Below are 19,579 nucleotides of genomic sequence, written 5' to 3' on the forward strand. Positions count from 1 at the left end.
CTTTATCATATTCATCCATCAACAACCAGATGATTTCTATATGATTTAATTTAAAAGTCCTATAAGTGTTTAGCCATTTTCACATAATTAGTTCATGGAATCTTTATCATTTTTAACAATTAATGACCAAACAATTTCTATTGAGTCAGCAGTAAAGTATCTGCAAGCCTCTGGAAAATTGGGACAGTTCATTGGGGATATTCTCCGCCAGTATGTAATTGAAGAAGAAATCCGAACCCGAGACGATGTTCAGATTGGTACAGCAATAACTGAACAGGCAATTATCGACTTTAGGCTGAATAATCAACTGACTGACCCCCAAAGTTTTCAAGAATGGTTAAAGACCAACAACACAGATTACGCTACCTTTCACACATCAGTTACTTTTGGTTACAAGTTAGAAAAGCTGAAAACTGTAGTCACGGAAGCAAAACTCCAAGAATATTTTATTGAACGAAAAATTTTCTTGGATCGAGTAGTACTTTCCCGGATTGTTGTTGATAATCGAGAATTGGCAGACGAACTCCAAACCCAAATTGAAGAAGGAGGTAGTTTTGAGCAACTAGCTAAAGATTATTCACTAGCAGAAGACCGAATTATGAACGGAATGATGGGAGTAATCAGCCGCGGAAGTATGCCGGATATATTACGGGCAGCTATTGATGTAGCGAGTCCTGGACAATTAATTGGACCATTAGAAATCGTTGGCAAAGACTCTCCCCAAAGAGAAGTACCTTATGGTTTGTTTCGAGTAGAACAATTTCTGCCAGCGTCTTTAGAAGATACTCAACTAAAGCAAGCACTACAAAATGAGTTGTTTGAGAAATGGCTAGCAGAGAAAATTCAAAAACTGACAGTCAAATTACAAGTGAGTTAAAATTTCTGGATAATGAATCTTTACGATTAAAAGTGCTAGCTTCTTTGCCTTGGAATCAACCACCGCTATGCTGGCTAACTCCCGAACAACAAGCCCAATTAGAAAATGAGTCCCAAACTCGTCAGTATCGTCTTGGAGAAAAAATCTGGTCAAACGATGTTGGCGGTTATCAATTCTTAATTGTGGCAGGGAAAGTCCGCTTGCGAGAAGACAGTCGCTACAAGTCGGCAAAGCCGCCCAACGCGCTGTCTCAAGAGGGGGTTGGCAAACCTTTGTCAGCTCTAGATGTGGGTGATTGGTTTGGCGACTTACAAAAGCTGTCTGCGGATTTTAAAGCTGTAGCTGCTAGTAAAGAAGTAATAGTAGTGTGTTGGGATACACAACTGTGGGCAGAATTTTCTAACCCACAAATTCAGGAATTCTGGCAAGTCTTACCAGTGGAGATGGCGAGAGAGAAAGAGACATTTTCCTTCTCTGCCACTCCTGCACTACTACCAGCCTCAGAGGGGACTTCCAGCCCCCACAGCCTCCAACCCCAAAGAGGACTCCCATCTGCTAATCTAATCGTTTCAAATTATCCGTTTGTTGCTAACTGGAACACTGCTGCGGCTTGTCTAACAATGGTGGCACAGCAGTTAGAAAATTCTGTGCAACTGGAATGGGTGCAACGCCAACTGAGAGGACAACGCCCAAAACAGGTTGTGGAAGCAGCAGAAAAGTTAGGGTTAGTGTTGCGGCGGTTACAACTGAGTTGGGCTGAGTTGCGACAGATGTCATTTCCAGCTTTATTGCAGTGGAATTCTGACTCAGCCCAAAGTCCCTCTTGGGTGGTAGCCTATGGAGTTAAGGGCGATCGCCTAATTATTGCTAACCCTCTAAATCCCGATCAGATTTGCGAAAGCTTGCCGCAGTCGGTAGTTGAGGCATCCTGGGATGGACGATTGTGGCAAGCAGAACTCATATCCCAGCAAGAAAAATTTAACCTTAGCTGGTTTACCCCAGCAGTTTGGAAGTATAAGGGATTACTAACAGAAGTATTGTTAGCATCTTTTACCTTGCAGCTTTTGGGATTAACAACACCGTTAATTACCCAAGTTGTCATTGATAAAGTAATGGTGCAGGAGAGTTTGCCAACTCTCGATGTCATGGCGATCGCACTTTTGTTCGTAGCCATATTTGAGTCCATACTTGGTATCCTGCGCCTATTCATCTTTACCCATACAGCTCGCCGTCTGGATTTAAGTTTGTCAGCACAGCTATTTCGCCATCTGATGCGTCTGCCTTTGGCTTATTTTGAGTCGCGGCGCGTCGGAGATACAGTAGCACGAGTCCAGGAACTCGAACAAATTCGTCAGTTTCTCACAGGTACAGCAATAACTGTGATATTGGATAGCATCTTTGCTGTGGTGTACCTAGCATTGATGTTTTACTATAATGTCCCACTAACGTTTGTCGCTTTAGCAGTACTGCCGTTATTTGCCACTTTGACAATAGTTTCAACACCAATTCTGCGTAACTGGCTCAACGAAACCTTTAACCGGAGTGCTGATAGTCAATCGTTTCTAGTGGAGACAATCACAGGAATTCACTCCGTTAAAGCTCATGCAGCAGAACCAGTAGCACGCGATCGCTGGGAAGGCTTATTTGCTCGCTTCATTCGCACAGGTTTTAAAGCATCTACTACATCTAATATCAGCAGCAATCTTGGTGACTTTCTCACCAATTTGTCTACCATACTTATTCTCTGGTTTGGCGCTAAATTAGTCATCGAACAAAAGCTCACAATCGGACAGCTTGTTGCATTTCAAATGTTGTCTGGCAGAGTCACAGGCCCACTTTTGCGCCTAGTACAGTTGTGGCAAAATCTCCAACAAGTGCTACTTTCTGTAGATCGCATTGGTGATATTCTTAATGTCTCTCCAGAAGCAGAACTGGGAACTGGTCTAGTTTTACCACCCCTAAAAGGACAAGTCACCTTCGAGCAAGTATTTTTCCGCTACCGGCCAAACTTTGAGGCAATTCTGCGCGGAATATCTTTCAATGCCGAACCAGGGCAATTTGTTGGCATTGTCGGCCGCAGCGGTTCTGGTAAAAGTACCCTGTCTAAGCTATTGCAACGCCTCTATCAAATTGAATCAGGACGCATCCTCATTGATGGTTTTGATATTAAAAGTGCCGATTTAGCTTCACTGCGGCAACAAGTTAGTGTAGTTCTTCAAGAAGACTTTTTATTTAACGGTTCCATTTTAGAAAATATCACTCTTGGTAATCCTGACATTACCGCAGAGCAAGTAGTAGAAGCGGCAAGACTAGCAGTAGCCCACGACTTCATTAGTCAATTACCCTACGGTTACGAAACCAATGTTGGTGAACGCGGTACTGCTTTATCTGGTGGACAGAGACAACGTATTGCCCTAGCAAGATTATTTCTTTCCCAAGCGCCGATTCTAGTTTTGGATGAAGCTACCAGCGCTTTGGATAGTGAAACTGAACAGCAGGTATTGCAAAACCTGCAAAAAATTTCTGCTAATCGTACCGTCTTTCTGATTGCTCACCGCTTTGCTCCGCTCAAGCGTGCTGATTTGATTTTGGTGTTGGAGCAAGGTATCATTGCTGAACGTGGTACTCACTCAGAGTTATTGCAACAAAAAGGTTTGTACTATTCGCTATATCAACGGCAGCAAGCAAACATTTAGCTAAAACATTAGTTGCCCGACATCAAGTTTTTGGCGAATGAAGTTATGCTTTATTCGCCATTTGATTTGGTTGCAAACTTGTCATGCAGCAGGATGGAAAATGGGGGCATCCCACTTTGGCAGAAATATTAAGATAGCAAGTAAACCGTTGAGGTAAGCACAACGGACAGACAATATCTGATTAACATTTTCAGCTTTCCATTGCGCCCCAGAGATTTTGATTCTCTTGCCAATCTGCTTGATAGCTGACTCCACAGCACCTGAACCTATGGAACAAAGTTGCTCAGTCTGATAGTAGTCGTAGTTAACAATCCTCTGGCGATGCCGCTCAAGATAGGCAGAAAAGTTTTTCACATTATTGTTTAGTCTTCACTTCAATATCTTTAAAACCGGCTTCTACAAGCAGATGATGGCACTACCGAAAAGTGCCTGTTGGCTTTAAAGTTAAAAATTAATTAAAATGTGCTTTAAAAATTATTTTCTAGTAACTGCTTCTAGGATGATATGGGCGATCGCTTGCTTGACTTTACTTTTTCTATTAGTATATTAAGTAATAATCAAATACCTCTTCAGATTAATATATTGAAAAAAGATATTGGTTTCAACATTTTTTAAGTCTTAAAAAACTGCAAACGTATTGGTGGATGGGGTTACAATCTAACGATAATAAAATTCCACCTCTTTTTCTAGAATCTTGATATCATAGTTGCCAAAGAAATCGTGACCCAGTAAACCTATGTTAGCTTGGGGAGCGATCGCTACCTGGAAATTATTCGCTACAACTCCACCGACTGTCAGAGATTTTACCTGACTGGTTGAGAATTGGACTTGGCTACCATCAGCAATTTGGGCTTGTATTATACCTGTAGCTTTGAGTTGCAAACTACTTGCCATATTTTGAGTGATCAAAGTAGTACTAGCACCTGTATCTACAATCATTTCAAAGGTTTTTTTGTCGTTGAAGCTAACATCAATTACAGGAGTTCCACCAAAGCGACGTTTGATCGGAACCCGAAAAACTCTGTTATCTGAAGGTGCGGTTGTATAACCACAAAGCCTTCCCAATCCAACAGTTTTGCCAGAGGAGGTGATCATGAAACATACTCCTGGATCTGCAATTGTTACCTGATTGGAGAATACTAAAAATACCAGTGTTGGCATGAGTGCGTAGGCGTAGCGCGCACTTCTCTGCGTTCGCGTAGCGTGTCGCAGACAGAGGTTGCGCCAACGGCATACTTCGACTGCGCTCAGTACAAGAAGCTCAGTGACCGTCGTAGATATCGCTGTTAAATTAATGGTTTTAATCTCACGTTTACAATATATTTTGTTATATTCACCTAATTTGTGTATTTTCAGGATAGTTATTGAGAGTTTTTATTTGGTCTTTTGTCTATCTATAATAAAATTTCTTTCTTACCCAATATATATTAGCTAGAATTACTGATTGATAAATTAAAGATTAGATAAAGATATGATGAAACTACTGAGAGTTAATTTATAAAGTAAATCTTAATTAGCTTACTCAAAGGTTCCTGCTGCATATACAGCAGTTGCGATACCTACGGTGGGCTTTGCGATCGCATTTTTAACAGTAATATATCTCTGTAAAGTGCGTAAGTTCTAAGTTAATTTATACTTAACTATTACTCTGCCGTTAGTAATTGGTCTAGTGACTGAACCAGAAGATTTAGGTCGGATGGGTGGAGCGATCGCGGAGCACGATGCCGATTATCGTGTATGCTTTGTTACTCCTAAATTGGTGTTTTTGGATTCGGAAAATTTGCTAACTCCGATGCTAAACTCTCTTCTAGCACATCTATAATTGCGTGCGGATCAATTGATTTTAAGTTAAACAAATTCGTATTTAAGATTACAAGTAGTGAAATACTAAATTTGTAGGTGATTAATTTTTCCCTGCTACCAAGGAGTAATAATGGTTTTAAGTCAATACCAACGTGCTGTAGGCGTATTTACTCATCATCGAGATGCAGAACAGGCACTACATGAGTTGAGAGATTCTGGCTTGGCGATGGAGAAAGTATCTGTAGTTGTACAGAATACAGACCGCAATCATCAGATTGCCAATGATGAAATTAAAGAGCGCACTGGTGATAAAGCTGACGAAGGTGCGACCGTAGGAGGGCTTTCAGGGGGCGCTGTTGGTGGGTTAACTGGTTTATTAGTAGGTCTTGGGACTTTAGCAATCCCTGGAGTTGGGCCAATAATGCTGGCTGGCGCAGCAGCAACTGCTTTGGTTACAACCCTTGTTGGGGCAAGTATTGGTGCTGCGACTGGGACTTTTGCTGGTGCCTTAGTTGGTTGGGGAATGTCGGAGGAGCAAGCTAGAGCATATAACGAGCGAATAGAGGATGGACACTATTTAATCATCGTGGATTGTACATCTTTAGAAATTGCTAAAGTAAAAGCAATTCTACAGCGTTGGGGTATTGAAGAGTTTGGCATTTATGAGCATCTCAGCAGTGAGTATGGAACTACAAATCATCTAACCACAACGACTCCTACTACTGCCATTCCAAATAAAAGTGGGATTCTGAATAAGTATGCTATTGGTTACTTTAATAACATAAGTAATGCTGAAGCGGCAATTAACGATATGTGTGTCGAAGGTTTTCCAGTCAATCAGATTTCCTTAATTTGCAAAGACTTTTCTCAATTGATTGGGTCAACAGGCGTTAATTTAAATGAGCGCTTTGACGCTATGAGGCTAGGAATAGCAGATGAATGGGCACGCTTTTACAATGAGCAAATTGATCAAGGCAATTACCTACTGATCGTTAGTGGCACAGACAATGAGCTTGGTCACGCTAACTCTATTCTGGGCAATTACGGGGTTGAGGAGTGTCAAATTTATGACCCGATGTTAATTCGTTATTAAGTAGAGTAATTTGTTAATATTCCGTATCCCCAATTTAAGCAACTAACTGGCTTCATTGGAATCCAGGGAATTGAAGCGATCTCGCAATAGTGTAGCGATGGATGGTGAGGGTAAATCCTCTCTTTAACTCTCCCATTCATCCCAAAAAAATCAGGAGGAAAATATTATGCCCTACAAATTTACAAAAATTGCCTTCACTCCCGCTGTCAAAGCTGCCCAAGCACAACGTGGTTCGAGAGAAACTTACGCTCGGTTTGAACAAAGTGGGACTTCTAACGATTCGGTTACGCCTGAAATTGAAACGTTCATCGCTCAAATGGATGGATTTTATCTGGGAACTGTTAGTTCCAATGGCTATCCTTATATTCAGTTTCGTGGTGGCTATCCAGGTTTTCTCAAAGCTCTAGATGAGAAAACATTGGGTTTTGCTGACTTCAAAGGCAACCTTCAGTATGTCACCCTTGGGAATCTTTCAGAGAATGACAAAGCCTTTCTCTTTTTGATGGACTATCGTCATCGCAAAAGGCTCAAAATTTGGGGAAGAGCAAGATATGTAGAAGGTGATCTCGAACTGATTGAGCGACTAAAAGTGCCTAATGATCACTCAGAAATTGAACGAGTTATTTTATTTCAAGTTGAAGCCTGGAACTGGAATTGTCCGCAACATATTCCTATTCGCTACTCTGAGGCAGAAGTTGCTGCACTAAAAGCCAAAATTACAGAACTGTCTATGCTTTTAGGCGATCGCACAAGCTCTAACTCCTGAATTCGCTCCCCCGACAAATCAGATAAAAATCACAAAGCTAATTCAACCTTCCTACAAAGTAGCACACAGAAAGTCTTGCCATTGTCCAGCTTAGGCTATCGTACTATATAGACTCAGGCAATGTACTACAAGTGGTATGGACATCATGAAACACAGATTTTTGGCAAGGTATCTGCTTGCGGCTTTGGCATTTTTCCCCTTAGAGCCGATAATCACTACTCAAGTTTTGGCAACATCGGTTTTCCAAGTGGCACAAGCCAAACCTGCTTACACCCAATATATGCAACTTGGCTATAACGAAACCAGACGGAGAAACTATCGAAAAGCTTTAGGATATTTTCAGCAAGCAGAGCGGGTACGTCCTGGTGATCGGTATGCTGCTGCTGCAATTAGAAATGTTACAAGTTATATTCAACGTGGCAGTAGCAGAAATCGTATTGCCTTCGTCCCAGGTAGACCTGGTAGAGTCAGGTCAGCAGGAACACGGGGAAATTGCTTTCAAACTGGACAATTCCTCATTCCCTTGACACCAACAGATAAGGAAGCTCAACGAACCACAGCAGAGCATCCCACATTCTTTTTCTACATTCCTCAAACCTCTGTACCAGTACAAGCACTGGAATTTGTTTTGCAGGATGATAACAGCACCGACCCAGTGTATAAAGAAACTTTCAAACCTGCTGGGCAAACTGGGATTGTTAGTGTAAGTTTACCTGCTAATCAACAAGCTCTACAAATCGGTAAAGAGTATACTTGGACTTTTTCAATGATTTGTGATTCTCGTAACCGCGATAAAGACTCATATGTAGAAGGCAAAATTGTGCGATCGCAAGACGAAAATTTATCTCTTCAGCTAAAACAACCAAGTACAGACTTAGATCGCGCGGTTCTATTTGCAACAGCTGGATTTTGGGAAGACTCTCTGAGAACTTTGGCTAATTTACGCCGCCAGCGTCCTAATGACCCCGAAGTTCAGAAATATTGGGAAGATTTGTTGAATTCAGTAGATATTAAAGAAGTTGTAAACAAGCCTTTATTGCCCTGTTGTACAGCTCAGAAATAAATTCAGGACTTACGCACTGACCACTTAGAGAGAATACGCGAATCGAGCTCTAGTTTAGTGCTTATATTGGTTTCTTGCGAAAAAGCTAAGATTTTCTCACCACTGCTGGATTTTGTTCAAGCAGCGTGAGTGCGTGATCGCTAAAATGCTGGACGCAAGCGATCGCATCTCTAAACAATTACTAAAGTTTATGTCCAATAATTTAATTTCAAAACTTAAAACATCCTCTTAAACTTCCAATACGGTTCGGATAAGACTCGATACCCCCAACCCCCTTAAAAAAGGCTTGCTCAGAATAAGTAATCGGACGGAATCAATTACACAATGTCATTGATTCTGTCCGATTACTTACTACATGATGATGTATCTTGCTTGATTAGAGGAGTTGTCACACTGATGAATCTAAGGCAATGCCGCTGCCGGAGTTAAACCCAGTTTAGATAACAGACGATCAATGTCAAAATGGTCAGACATCAACTGGCGAATGCACTGAACTTTAATCGGCTCGTGGAGGCGGACTTGCCCGAAAGTGCGGTCAACAATTTCTACAGTGGTAAGAGTGTCTAAGTCAACAGATAAAATCGGGATTTCTAGTTCTTCAGCGCGACTGAGAATAAACGGCGGGGGTGGTAGTTGCCCAGTGAGAATTAGACATTGGGTAGAAGTTTCCAAAGCAGCTTGCTGAATTTCCACCCGATCGCCTCCTGTCACCACTGCCATATTCCGGCGTTTGCGAAAATATTTTACAGCGGAGTTGACATTCATCGCTCCAATTGCCAGACTTTCCACCAACAAATCTAAGCGATCGTTGCGACAGAGAACATCAGCCTTTAACTGCTTGACTAGTTCGCCAACACTGACACTGCGGAGCAAAGCGTTATTCGGCAGCATTGCTAGCACCGGAATCCCCTGCTGTTCCAGAAAAGGGCGCAAGATAGTGTCAACCGATTCTAGTTGGGTGACAGGAATATCATTGATCACAATTCCAATCAAGCGATCGCCCACACGCCCTTTAGCAGCCAATAGTCCCTCAACCGAAAGCAACGATTTGTAGCGAGCTACTAACAGCACACTAGCATCCAATACTTCAGCTATTTGCAGCAAAGACAAGTCAAACAAATTGCCTTCAGACAAATCACCAGGGCCTTCCAGCAACACTAAATCTCCTTGAGACTTATGCAAATATTGCTGTATTAGGGACTGCTGATAATCGGTTTTGTCTTCCCCACGCAAGCGTTTTTGCACATTTAGTTCATCTAAAGCCAGCATTGTCGGTGCAACGCGGTTTTCCGGCAAATTGAGGCTAAGAGCTATAAACTGGACATCTTCCTCAATGGCGGTTCCACTAGACGAATTTAAACACGTACCGAGCGGTTTACCGTAGGCAATATCCAGTCCTTTTTGCTGTAGCTGCTGAGATAAACCCAGAACAGTTGCAGATTTACCGCTGTAAGTCTCGGTTGATCCAATCAGCAAATATTTAGGGGATTTTGGCACACATGCACTCCTAATTTCAAAAGTCAGAAGAACCCAGCTAGGCGTTTCCTAATTCTAGTTCCTTCTGGCAAAAGCCTCTCGCTCTCACACTTAAGGTTTCCCAGAATTACCTTCTGAGTAAACAAGCAGGGGCGAGGCAGAGGTTTTTTCCTTCTGTCGGCTCTGTGAACCTGTACGCCTACTCTTCAAGCCTCAAATGCTGTATTTCTAAAATAAGCGATCGCATTGTTTAGTCAGGAAAATCTCAATGATTATCGTTGCTCACGGCAGACTAGAAGCGAAAGCAGGTAAAACCCATTCAGGACTTTCCTGAAAAACCCAACACCTGCATTGATTTTTCAAGTACTTCTTTGGGGCGAAATGGTTTCGTTAGATATAAGTCTGCACCAACCTCAATTCCTTTTTGTTTATCAAATTCCTGCCCCTTAGCTGTCAAGATCACAATGTAGATATCAGTCATTTGCAGGTCGTGTTTAACAATGTGACAGACTTGCAGACCATTCATTTTAGGCATCATCACATCGAGAAAAACTAGATTTGGTTTTTCAGTTTTAATCGTTTCGAGAGCTTCTTCTCCATTTCTAGCAGTTAGGAGTTCAACGCCCTGATCTTCTAATGCTTCTAGGGCTTGTTCCATCAAAATCAAGATATTGGGTTCATCGTCAACAATCAGAATTTTCTGGGTCATACAATTATCCAAAATTTAAACATCGTAAATTCGATTAGCGATCGCACAGGATGATGAAGAATACATTCTCCAAGTCTTTCTCAAAGCGTAGGGCTTTCACCATGTCGGCTTCTTGAGAGAAAATAGAATCGATGATGATCATGTCAGGTTTGGCTGATCGAGCTTTATTGATACCTTCTTGCGGATCGGAGGCTTCAATCACGCTGTATCCCTGAGTTTGTAGTACATCCGATAAGGTTTTTAAGGTTGAGGCATTTTTATCCACAACCAATACCTTTTTACTGGAAGTACCTTGGGAAAGCAATGAGCCAATTTCGTTGAGGAGTTTTTCTGGGTCAATGGGCTTGGTAAGATAGCGATCAATGCCAATGTGGTAGCCCCGTTTCTTGTTTTCAATAATTGACAGAATAATGATCGGAATGTCTGCGGTGTGGGGATCATTTTTGAGGACGGCTGCCACGTCGAAGCCGTTGATTTGGGGCATCATCACGTCCAAGAGAATCAGATCGGGACGAGCTATTTTGATTTGATGAATTGCATCCACGCCGTCTTTCGCTTCCCGAACTTTGTAGCCTTCGGTTTCCAGTTGTTGACGAAGCAATTCCCGAATATTAGCGTCATCATCCACTACCAGAATGGTTTTGCTGTTTTGGTTCAGCACAGGGTTTGTGGTGATGACGTGTTCTTTGAGTTGTTTGACTAGCGCATCCAAATTCAGACTGCTACTGGTTTTGCGATCGCTGGGAGCAGTAGGAATGATGAATGAGAATGTGCTGCCCTTACCTGGTTCACTCTCAACCCAGATTCTACCACCGTGATGCTCGACGATTTGTTTACAGATGGGCAGTCCTAGCCCTGTGCCTTTGGGTTTGTCGGTGAGAGTGTCGCCAACTTGGCGGAATTTCTCAAACACTTTCGGCTGGTCTTCAGGTGCAATGCCAACGCCTGTGTCGATGACGCTGATACAAACACCGTTGTTTTCTCGTTTGACGCGGCAGATCACAGAACCGGATTCGGTAAACTTAACGGCATTGGAAATCAGATTGATTAAAACTTGCAACAGACGATTGCGATCGCCTACGATCTGAGGCAGTCCAGGTTCAATCTCGCACACCAACTGCAAGCCATTGGTTTCAAATAACCCGGCGGTGGAATTGGTTGCCAAATCGAGTAATTCGCTGGGATCGAGAGGCTGCATCTGCCATTCCACTTTACCTGCTTCCATCTTGGCGATATCCAGGACATCATTAATCAAAGATGTCAGCCGTTCTGCTTCCGACACAATAATGTTGAGATTGTCACCCACCCGCTTAATCGTTTTCTGAAGCTTACGATCTTCGGTAGAAAGCATTGGGAAGACATCGGTTTCCAGCTTTTCTTTAATGATCGATGCAAAACCGAGGACAGAAGTTAGTGGCGTCCGCAACTCGTGAGAAACCGTGGAGATGAAATCAGTTTTCATCTGGTCGATTTCCTTTTCAGCCGTAATATCGCGGATCAGAATTACCGAGCCTAGCCACCTCGCCGCCTCATCTTTAGAGGCTTCTTTGAATATGGTGGTTGCTAGAGCTTGACCGACCCGGCCTGCTGCTAAATCAATTTCAGCGGTGAATATCTCTCGTGACTGCTTGTGCGTCTGCTTTACCAAATCGGCGATTTCAGCTTGAGAAATTTCTCCGCAGTCTTTTCCTTTGATGTCAATGTCGCCAAGCTGGAACATTTTTAGCAGCGCCGGGTTAAAGCGGGTAATTTGGCCGATGGTGTTAGTTACCAATAACCCATCTGCTAGATTGTCAATAATCGCAGTTAAGTCAGCAAATGTTGCTTGCAGTTCTGTGTCTGCCTGTTGCCGTCGTAAGTGGGATAAGGCCAACAGCCAGGAACCCACCCCAATCAACCCAGTCAAAATAATGTCGAAAAACAGGAGTCGATTAAAAGAACTTTGCGATCGCGCATTTAAGATCACAGAGGGAACAAGAGTCACAATTTTCCAATGGTAAGATTTGGCATCCACCTTCCCTTGACTGGAATCGAAGGCACGGGTCGCCCCCATGCTGGATTGAGCTTTTTGAACTTCCAGTAGCGGATATAGGGTTTTGAAGGTGAATAACCCATCAGCCGTTTGAAACTGTCCCGACTCTGTTGTGCCTATTTGCTGCCAGACATTAGGAAAGGCTTTTGCAAAGGTCTGGTCTTTACGGTCTTCGTACATAAAGCCCCACTCATTCTCTGGCTTTAGTCCTTTAAGCCAGTAACCATCAGCATTGAGTAGCAGCATTTCGCCTAAAGTTGTCGAGTTTTCTTTTTTCAGATTCTGGATAAATTTCTCACCTAGATAGTTCAGCACAACGATGCCGTGTTTTTGCCCCTGAGAATCAAATACAGGAGTGCCAAAACGGATCATTGGTTTGAGCGGTTGTTCAATCTTGCCCCGCTCAATATTTAGATCCAGGGGCGAAACAAAGACCTCGCCTGATTTCAGGGGTAAGGTGTCCTTAAACCAGTAACGCTTTGCTTGGACTTGCAGTTTTTCGTCAGGGACAATACTGGGCTGACCTTGATTCAAGTTGACTCTGACAATTTCTTTGCCAGTTGTGTCCAGAAAGCGAATCTGGTCATAAAGTTGCTTTTGCTCAGACATGGAAAAATACTCTTTAGCGATCGCCTGCTTCAACTCCAGTGTTTTAGTTGCATCCACAGGTCGGTTGAGCATGAACTGTAGCTCGTTTTGGGTAGTCAAAAACATCAAGTCTGACTTAATTAAATTAAAGTCTCTAGCAGCTATTTTGGTTTGCATATCAACGTTACGGGTTTCGTTGATGGAAATTGCGCCCCGTTCAGCTTTACTCTCTGCCTGGTGAATGATCATCAGCACGCCCCCAACCAGGACGGACAGTGGTAAGAAAGTGATCAGGAATTGCTTGAGGATTCCTTGGTCAGCGATTTTCAAGAATTCAGAGTTTTTTAGCATTCTTCTTGGTAACTCTTAAATTAAGTTTGTTTACAAAAATGGCGAATTGTTATTTTTGAATTTTGTTAGCGCAGCGTAAAGCCTTCTCTTCGAGAGGCTTCGCTTAGAGCGAGTCCGCGTAATCTTACAGAGAAGCAAGCTACGCTTTTAGCGTCTGTCTTTGCTACGCAACGCTACTGCGAACGACACGATGCGCGTAGCTTGTCCTCCGCCAGGAGTACGTAGAGAGCGTCATTTTGGATTGTTAAGGGTCATAGGAATTACTGTTCAGATAGCATAATAAAAAATACATTTTCCAACTCCTTCTCAAACCGTAGGGTTTTCACCAAATCGGCTTCTTGAGAGAAGATGGAATCAATGATGATCATGTCAGGTTTGGCTGATCGGGCTTTATTAATGCATTCTTGCGGATTGGAGGCTTCAATCACGCTGTATCCCTGAGTTTGCAGCACATCCGATAAGGTTTTTAAGGCTGAGGCATTTTTATCTACAACCAATACCTTTTTACTAGAAGTGCCTTGGTAAAGCAGTGAGCCAATTTCGTTGAGGAGTTTCTCTGTGTCAATGGGCTTGGTGAGATAGCGATCAATGCCAATATGGTAGCCCCGTTCTTTATTTTCAATAATTGACAGAATGATGATCGGAATATCTGCGGTCTGGGGATCATTTTTGAGAACGGCTGCCACATCAAAGCCGTTGATTTGAGGCATCATTACATCCAAGAGAATCAGATCGGGACGGGCTGTTTTGATTTGATGAATTGCATCCACGCCGTCCTTTGCTTCCCGAACTTTGTAGCCTTCGTTTTCCAGTTGTTGACGGAGCAGTTCCCGAATGTTAGCGTCATCATCTACAACCAAGATGGTTTTACGGCTTTGGTTGACCACAGGGTTTGTGGTGATGACGTGTTCTTTGAGTTGTTTGACTAGGGTATCCAGATTCAGATTAGCAGTACTTTTTTGATCGCTGACGTAGGTGGGAATAATGAAGGAGAATATGCTGCCATTCCCTGGTTCACTCTCAACCCAGATTTTACCAGCGTGATGATCGACGATTTGTTTACAAATGGGCAGTCCTAGCCCTGTGCCTTTGGGTTTGTCGGTGAGGGTGTCGCCAACTTGGCGGAATTTCTCAAACACTTTTGGCTGATCTTCAGGTGTAATCCCAACGCCTGTGTCGATGACGCTGATGCAAACACCTTCGTTCTCTTGTTTAACGCGACAGATCACAGAACCGGATTCAGTGAATTTAACGGCATTGGAAATCAGATTGATTAAAACTTGCAGCAGACGATTGCGATCGCCTAATATCTGAGGCAGTCCAGGTTCAATCTCGCACACCAACTGCAAACTATTGGTTTTAAACAACCCGGCGGTGGAATTGGTTGCCAAATCGAGTAATTCGCTGGGATCAATGGGCTGCATCTGCCATTCCACTTTACCTGCTTCCATCTTGGCGATATCTAAAACATCATTAATCAAAGATGTCAGCCGTTCTGCTTCCGACACAATAATATTGAGATTGTCACCCACCCGCTTGATGGTTTTCTGAAGCTTGCGGTCTTCGGTAGAAATCATTGGGAAGACATCGGTTTCCAGTTTTTCTTTAATGATCGATGCAAAACCGAGAACAGAAGTTAGTGGTGTTCGCAGTTCATGGGAAACTGTGGAGATGAAGTCGGTCTTCATTTGGTCGATTTCCTTTTCTGCTGTCACATCCCGAATCAGCAGCGCCAAACCGAAGCAGGTAGGTGGTTCCCGATCTGCCGTCTTTTTGAAAATGGCGGTCGCCACTGCCTGACCAATGCGTTCCTTTGTCAGTACAACTTCAGCAGAAAATACCTCTTTGGGATGGGACTGAGTTCGTGCAACCAGGTCTGCTAAACCAGATATCGGCAGTTCTTGGTAGTGACTGTTGAGGGCGGTAGCTGTCAATTCATACATAGCTAAAAAGGCAGGATTGAAGTGGGTAATTTGTCCTGCGGTGTCTGCCACTAACAAGCCATCTGCTAAATTATCTAAAATGGCATTTAATCCCTGCGCTTCTGCTAGAGTATTTTGCAGGGCAGCTGTCCGCTCTATAACTCTGTCTTCCAGTTCTTGATTAAGTTGCCGCAGAGAGATTTCTGCTTGTTTGCGGGCAGTAATGTCGGTATTAATTTCTAGCACCGCGCAGGGCTGATGGTCGATGTCCCGTTGCAATGTCCATCGGCTCTGGACGGTAATCAGTTTGCCATAATGGGTAAGGTGTTGCACTTCTCCTTCCCAATTACCTTGCTGTAATAACTCTGCGATAATTTCTTCTTTTGGTTTTGGAAAGGTTTTTTTGATAAATGCGTGAATGTATTGATCTTTCACTTCCTCACGCGTCCAACCGTAGAGCCTTTCGGCACCTTGATTCCAGTGAGAGATTTTGTCGCTCATGTCGCGGACGATGATCGCATCGCTGGAATGATTTAACATATCCAATAAACGTTGATTTTCAGCTTCTGCCTGCTTGCGATCGTCAATATTGGTGCAGGTACCAATCCATTCGCGGATGCTACCGTCTGCTTCCAAGACGGGGATACCGCACACAGAAAAATGGCGGTAGATGCCATCCTGTCCACAAATTCGGTATTCAATTTGATACATGCTCCGGTTTTCCACAGCAGCACTCCATGCTTCTCCGGTATAGGCGCGATCGTCAGGATGAACGGCATCAATCCAGCCGCCATTCTCTGCTTCAGCTAGACTTTGACCTGTATAAGCTATCCAACTTGCCAGTTCAAAGCAAATTCCATCTGGTGTACATACCCAGACAATTTGTGTAGTAGCACTCACCAGGGAGCGATACCTTTCTTCGCTATGTTTTAAGATTTTTTTGTATTCATCAAGTTGGCTAGACATAGTTGAAGTTTCCTTAGTCGTCGATGTGGGTATGGTTAGGACAACTGAACCAGGACAATAAAGTGGCGTAAAGCTTTAAGGAAATTGGGTTACGTTGAAACATCTGGTAAATTTGCTCTGGTGATGCAGCTCCCAGGTTTGGACTCTGCTCTGAAAGTCGCTGAATCAGTTGATTATGGCGGATTAGCAAATCCGTCGGTTTGAGCATTGGAGTTGTTGATGGAATGAAGCCGTCGGCATCGGCATCGGGAGTTGGCGAGGCAGAGGTGCTATTCTCTTCTTCAGCAGCGTCCACCACTGCACAATTCATGGGAATCTGAATCCAGAATTCTGTCCCTTCACCTGGCGCAGAACGGCACTTGAGAAATCCCCGGTGTCTGTTCACAATAATTTGGTAACTGATTGCCATACCCAATCCGGTTCCCTTGCCAATTTCTTTTGTGGTGAAGAAGGGATCGTAAATGCGTCGAATCACATCCTCCTTCATCCCTGGACCATTATCGACAATGTGAATCACTACATGGTTGTCGAGGATTTCAGTACGAATAGTGATTTGGGCAGTAGGAGGAGATATTTTTTCATTGCCCATTCCCTCCTCTAGAGCATCAATGGCATTTGCCAGGATGTTCATAAATACCTGATTCAACTGTCCGGGGTAGCATTCAATTAGGGGAAATTTGCCATAGTCTTTTATAATTTCAATTGCCGGACGACAAGCATCTGCTTTCAGGCGATGGTGAAGAATCATCAGCGTTCCGTCGATGCCATCGTGGATGTTGACGGCTTTCATTTCGGCTTCGTCATGGCGGGAGAAATTTTTCAGAGATTGCACAATTTCCACAATGCGATCAGTGCCCACCTTCATCGAATTCAGCAGTTTCGGAAGATCCTGCATGATAAATTCCAGATCGATTTTGTCTAGCTCTGATTCCAACTCTAAAGGAGCAATAGGTAGGAATTTCTGATACTCTTGCACCAGGTGCAACAAGTCATTAGCGTATTCGGCAACATATTTTAAATTGCCGCAAATAAAGTTAACCGGGTTGTTAATTTCGTGGGCAACTCCGGCAATGAGTTGCCCTAGACTGGACATTTTTTCGCTTTGGATCAATTGAGTTTGGGCTAATTGCAATTCTTGGAGAGTTTGCTGAAGCTTCTGTGTCTGAGCTTTTGCCTGGACGGCCGCTTGAGTGCTTTGTTCGTAAAGCACAGCTTTGTCAATAGCGATCGCAGTTTGAGAGGCAAAAATACTCACAAGTTTCAGGTGTTCAGCCTTGTATGAGTCAGTTTTGGGGGTTCCAATAGCGATCGCTCCCAATACCCGCTCTTTGGCTCGCAACGGAACACAAATCATGGCGCTAACGTTTTCTTGCCCTTCTAACCGAGGATCGGCTTGCACATTATTGACGAGTTCTGCTCGGTTGGATTCCACAATATTGCCAATAATTCCCTTACCTGGTTCCGGCTGACTGTGGTCAAAAAACACTCCAAATTCGGCAATGATTTCAAATGAAGTTGCATCTGGACCGAGGAGCAGAATCATCCCCGCAGAGGATTCAATTAATTGACTCAATTCCTGAAGCACAAGTTGGGCAATCTGTCGCGTATCTAAACTTGTTGTGAGTTTAGTCGAGATATCCTCAAACAAATCAATTTCTTGGTATCGCTCCAGCAATTCTATAGCCAGTTCTTTCTTCTCAGCTTCCTGCTTTGCCAGAAATGAGAGCAAAGTCGCAAGTAGAGTTACCTGTTCTCCCCCAACAACCCAACCGATGATTTCTCCTGACACCTCGATTGGATATCGTTTTTTTGCAGTTTGCTCCCCAATGCTAATTAGTTTCGTGCCGTCTAACAGTTCAACATCAATCGCCATGTTGAACTGATAGACTAAGTTATGAAGGAGAGAGGGCAACTCTTTTTTGTTGAAAATCTTTCTGAGGCTAACTGCGGACATGAAACACCTCATCTAAGCCAAGTATCTGAAAGCTTGCGTTATCGTCGCTATCCGTAACCCTTCGGGTAACTAACCTACGCCCAGCGTCTCCAGAAAAGAAACAAATTGTCATAAAAATCTAGCAATATAATAAATTTACTAATTAAGATTAGTTTTCCCAAAAACATAGTCGATATAACAGGACAGCGAAGTTGAGCGGTAGCAAATACTTTTAAATTCCGTACCAGAGGCGTGCTTCCGTTTGTGTAACTCGCTTACTTTTTGATTATTTCTAGAAAAACTATAAATAAAGCTTTCATAATTAGAGAAAGGCATAGATTTAAACCTATTGTCAATTGATGTCTATTCTTGCTACTACTCGTAAATTGGGAATCAGCTTTTTTGAGTATTTTGAGTACCGCATTTCTGAGATTGGAATAATTCTCTCTCTGGTAAAACATAAAATAAAGTAGTAAAATCAACGCCGTTGATTTTACTACTTTTAAAAACTATTTACTTAATACCAATTCTCTATGAAAATGCAAAGAATTATCGACCAGAAATTCTCGCCAAATAAACTTATTTTTTTATTTGGAAGTCCCCAAGTGGTAGCTTCACTTAGATGCGAGAGTAACGAAAACGAAGTCTTAACAGCCGTAGCCAGCGTAACCAGATTTGTGCAGGTTGTTCAAAGAAGGTGAAAATATCACCGAAACCCAAATTAGTTTTGTGATGGTGTAACCAGTGTCTTTCAGGAGTAGTAATAAATAGAATTTGGCATAAAATATTTGCAGGCCTTGGAGTTTGCCAACCCAGAACACTTATGTGTCGCCACCATACATGAAACTGACCAAATAGTAATCCAGAGACAACGCCAATAGGAGAGAAAGACCACAGGACTACTGCGATGAGTATATAAGGCAAAGCTCCCAAAATACCATCTAAAATAACCTGGGGATTGAAAGTCAAAATAGCGTAGTGGCGGAAGTCTTTCTTCCAGGAGTGGTGTGTTTTTAAATGAAGGCTACCAAAAACGTGCTCGGGTACGTGGTAAAAGAATGTAGATAGAAAATCGCCAAAAAAAAGTAATAACCAAGCAACAGCGATCGCCTCAAGCATTTCTACTCCTCAAGTAAGTTAAAAAAACTCTACAGAAAATATGCAACTGTCATGCTGTCGGCGTAGACACCTGATTTTCCAATATGTAACCAGCATCGTGCCTCTCATGGGTCTAAGCTCCGATCCTTAGTGCAGTAAACAGCAACTCGTAAGAGCCTTCAATCTGACTTCTAGCCTGGGTTGAT

At 43.0% G+C, this 19,579-nt stretch carries 13 protein-coding genes and 1 pseudogene; 6 read left to right on the forward strand and 8 right to left on the reverse strand.

Annotation, left to right across the window (positions count from 1 at the left end; translation table 11 throughout):
• The first annotated feature begins 94 nt into the window (after positions 1-94).
• Together ACEW80_RS19900 and ACEW80_RS19905 are read left to right on the forward strand one after the other, a co-directional pair.
• Complete coding sequence (locus ACEW80_RS19900; protein WP_373528246.1) at positions 95-877, forward strand: peptidylprolyl isomerase; 783 nt, start codon at positions 95-97, stop codon at positions 875-877.
• Positions 826-3,573, forward strand: coding sequence for a peptidase domain-containing ABC transporter (locus ACEW80_RS19905; protein ID WP_373528247.1), 2,748 nt, complete (start codon positions 826-828; stop codon positions 3,571-3,573). Before ACEW80_RS19900 ends, ACEW80_RS19905 begins: the two co-directional genes overlap by 52 nt.
• A gap of 81 nt (positions 3,574-3,654) precedes the next feature.
• On the opposite strand, the pseudogene ACEW80_RS19910 reads toward ACEW80_RS19905, so the two are convergent.
• Both ACEW80_RS19910 and ACEW80_RS19915 read right to left on the reverse strand, forming a co-directional pair.
• Positions 3,655-3,924: pseudogene (locus ACEW80_RS19910) on the reverse strand (ISKra4 family transposase); the annotation flags it as partial.
• A gap of 306 nt (positions 3,925-4,230) precedes the next feature.
• Positions 4,231-4,734 (reverse strand): TIGR02281 family clan AA aspartic protease, encoded by a 504-nt coding sequence (locus ACEW80_RS19915; protein WP_373528248.1) that lies wholly within the window; start codon positions 4,732-4,734, stop codon positions 4,231-4,233.
• A 508-nt stretch (positions 4,735-5,242) separates the two neighbouring features.
• Between ACEW80_RS19915 and ACEW80_RS19920 the strand changes: the two genes are divergently transcribed.
• From ACEW80_RS19920 to ACEW80_RS19935, 4 genes are all read left to right on the forward strand, one after another.
• Positions 5,243-5,395 carry a hypothetical protein gene (locus tag ACEW80_RS19920; protein ID WP_373528249.1) on the forward strand — a complete coding sequence of 51 codons (153 nt, stop codon included), beginning with the start codon at positions 5,243-5,245 and terminating at the stop codon, positions 5,393-5,395.
• A gap of 111 nt (positions 5,396-5,506) precedes the next feature.
• Positions 5,507-6,469 (forward strand): general stress protein, encoded by a 963-nt coding sequence (locus ACEW80_RS19925; RefSeq protein ID WP_373528250.1) that lies wholly within the window; start codon positions 5,507-5,509, stop codon positions 6,467-6,469.
• A 166-nt stretch (positions 6,470-6,635) separates the two neighbouring features.
• Positions 6,636-7,235: a pyridoxamine 5'-phosphate oxidase family protein gene (locus ACEW80_RS19930; protein WP_373528251.1), complete on the forward strand. Its 600-nt coding sequence runs from the start codon at positions 6,636-6,638 to the stop codon at positions 7,233-7,235.
• Positions 7,236-7,380: 145 nt separating this feature from the next.
• Positions 7,381-8,298: a DUF928 domain-containing protein gene (locus ACEW80_RS19935; RefSeq protein ID WP_373528252.1), complete on the forward strand. Its 918-nt coding sequence runs from the start codon at positions 7,381-7,383 to the stop codon at positions 8,296-8,298.
• 402 nt (positions 8,299-8,700) lie between these two features.
• On the opposite strand, the gene ACEW80_RS19940 is transcribed toward ACEW80_RS19935, so the two are convergent.
• From ACEW80_RS19940 to ACEW80_RS19965, 6 genes are all read right to left on the reverse strand, one after another.
• Positions 8,701-9,795: a phosphotransacetylase family protein gene (locus ACEW80_RS19940; protein WP_373528253.1), complete on the reverse strand. Its 1,095-nt coding sequence runs from the start codon at positions 9,793-9,795 to the stop codon at positions 8,701-8,703.
• Positions 9,796-10,093: 298 nt separating this feature from the next.
• Positions 10,094-10,483 (reverse strand): response regulator transcription factor, encoded by a 390-nt coding sequence (locus ACEW80_RS19945; protein WP_373528254.1) that lies wholly within the window; start codon positions 10,481-10,483, stop codon positions 10,094-10,096.
• Positions 10,484-10,517: 34 nt separating this feature from the next.
• A complete protein-coding gene (locus tag ACEW80_RS19950; RefSeq protein ID WP_373528255.1) occupies positions 10,518-13,454 on the reverse strand; it encodes a response regulator in 2,937 nt (978 codons plus the stop codon).
• Positions 13,455-13,714: 260 nt separating this feature from the next.
• A complete protein-coding gene (locus ACEW80_RS19955) occupies positions 13,715-16,342 on the reverse strand; it encodes a response regulator (RefSeq protein WP_373528256.1) in 2,628 nt (875 codons plus the stop codon).
• Between the two features lie 13 nt (positions 16,343-16,355).
• Complete coding sequence (locus ACEW80_RS19960; protein WP_373528257.1) at positions 16,356-18,296, reverse strand: ATP-binding protein; 1,941 nt, start codon at positions 18,294-18,296, stop codon at positions 16,356-16,358.
• A 597-nt stretch (positions 18,297-18,893) separates the two neighbouring features.
• Complete coding sequence (locus ACEW80_RS19965; protein WP_373528258.1) at positions 18,894-19,394, reverse strand: fatty acid hydroxylase; 501 nt, start codon at positions 19,392-19,394, stop codon at positions 18,894-18,896.
• Between the last annotated feature and the right edge of the window lie 185 nt (positions 19,395-19,579).

It is taken from the genome of Nostoc sp., assembly GCF_041747015.1.
In the GTDB taxonomy this organism is placed as follows: domain Bacteria; phylum Cyanobacteriota; class Cyanobacteriia; order Cyanobacteriales; family Nostocaceae; genus Nostoc.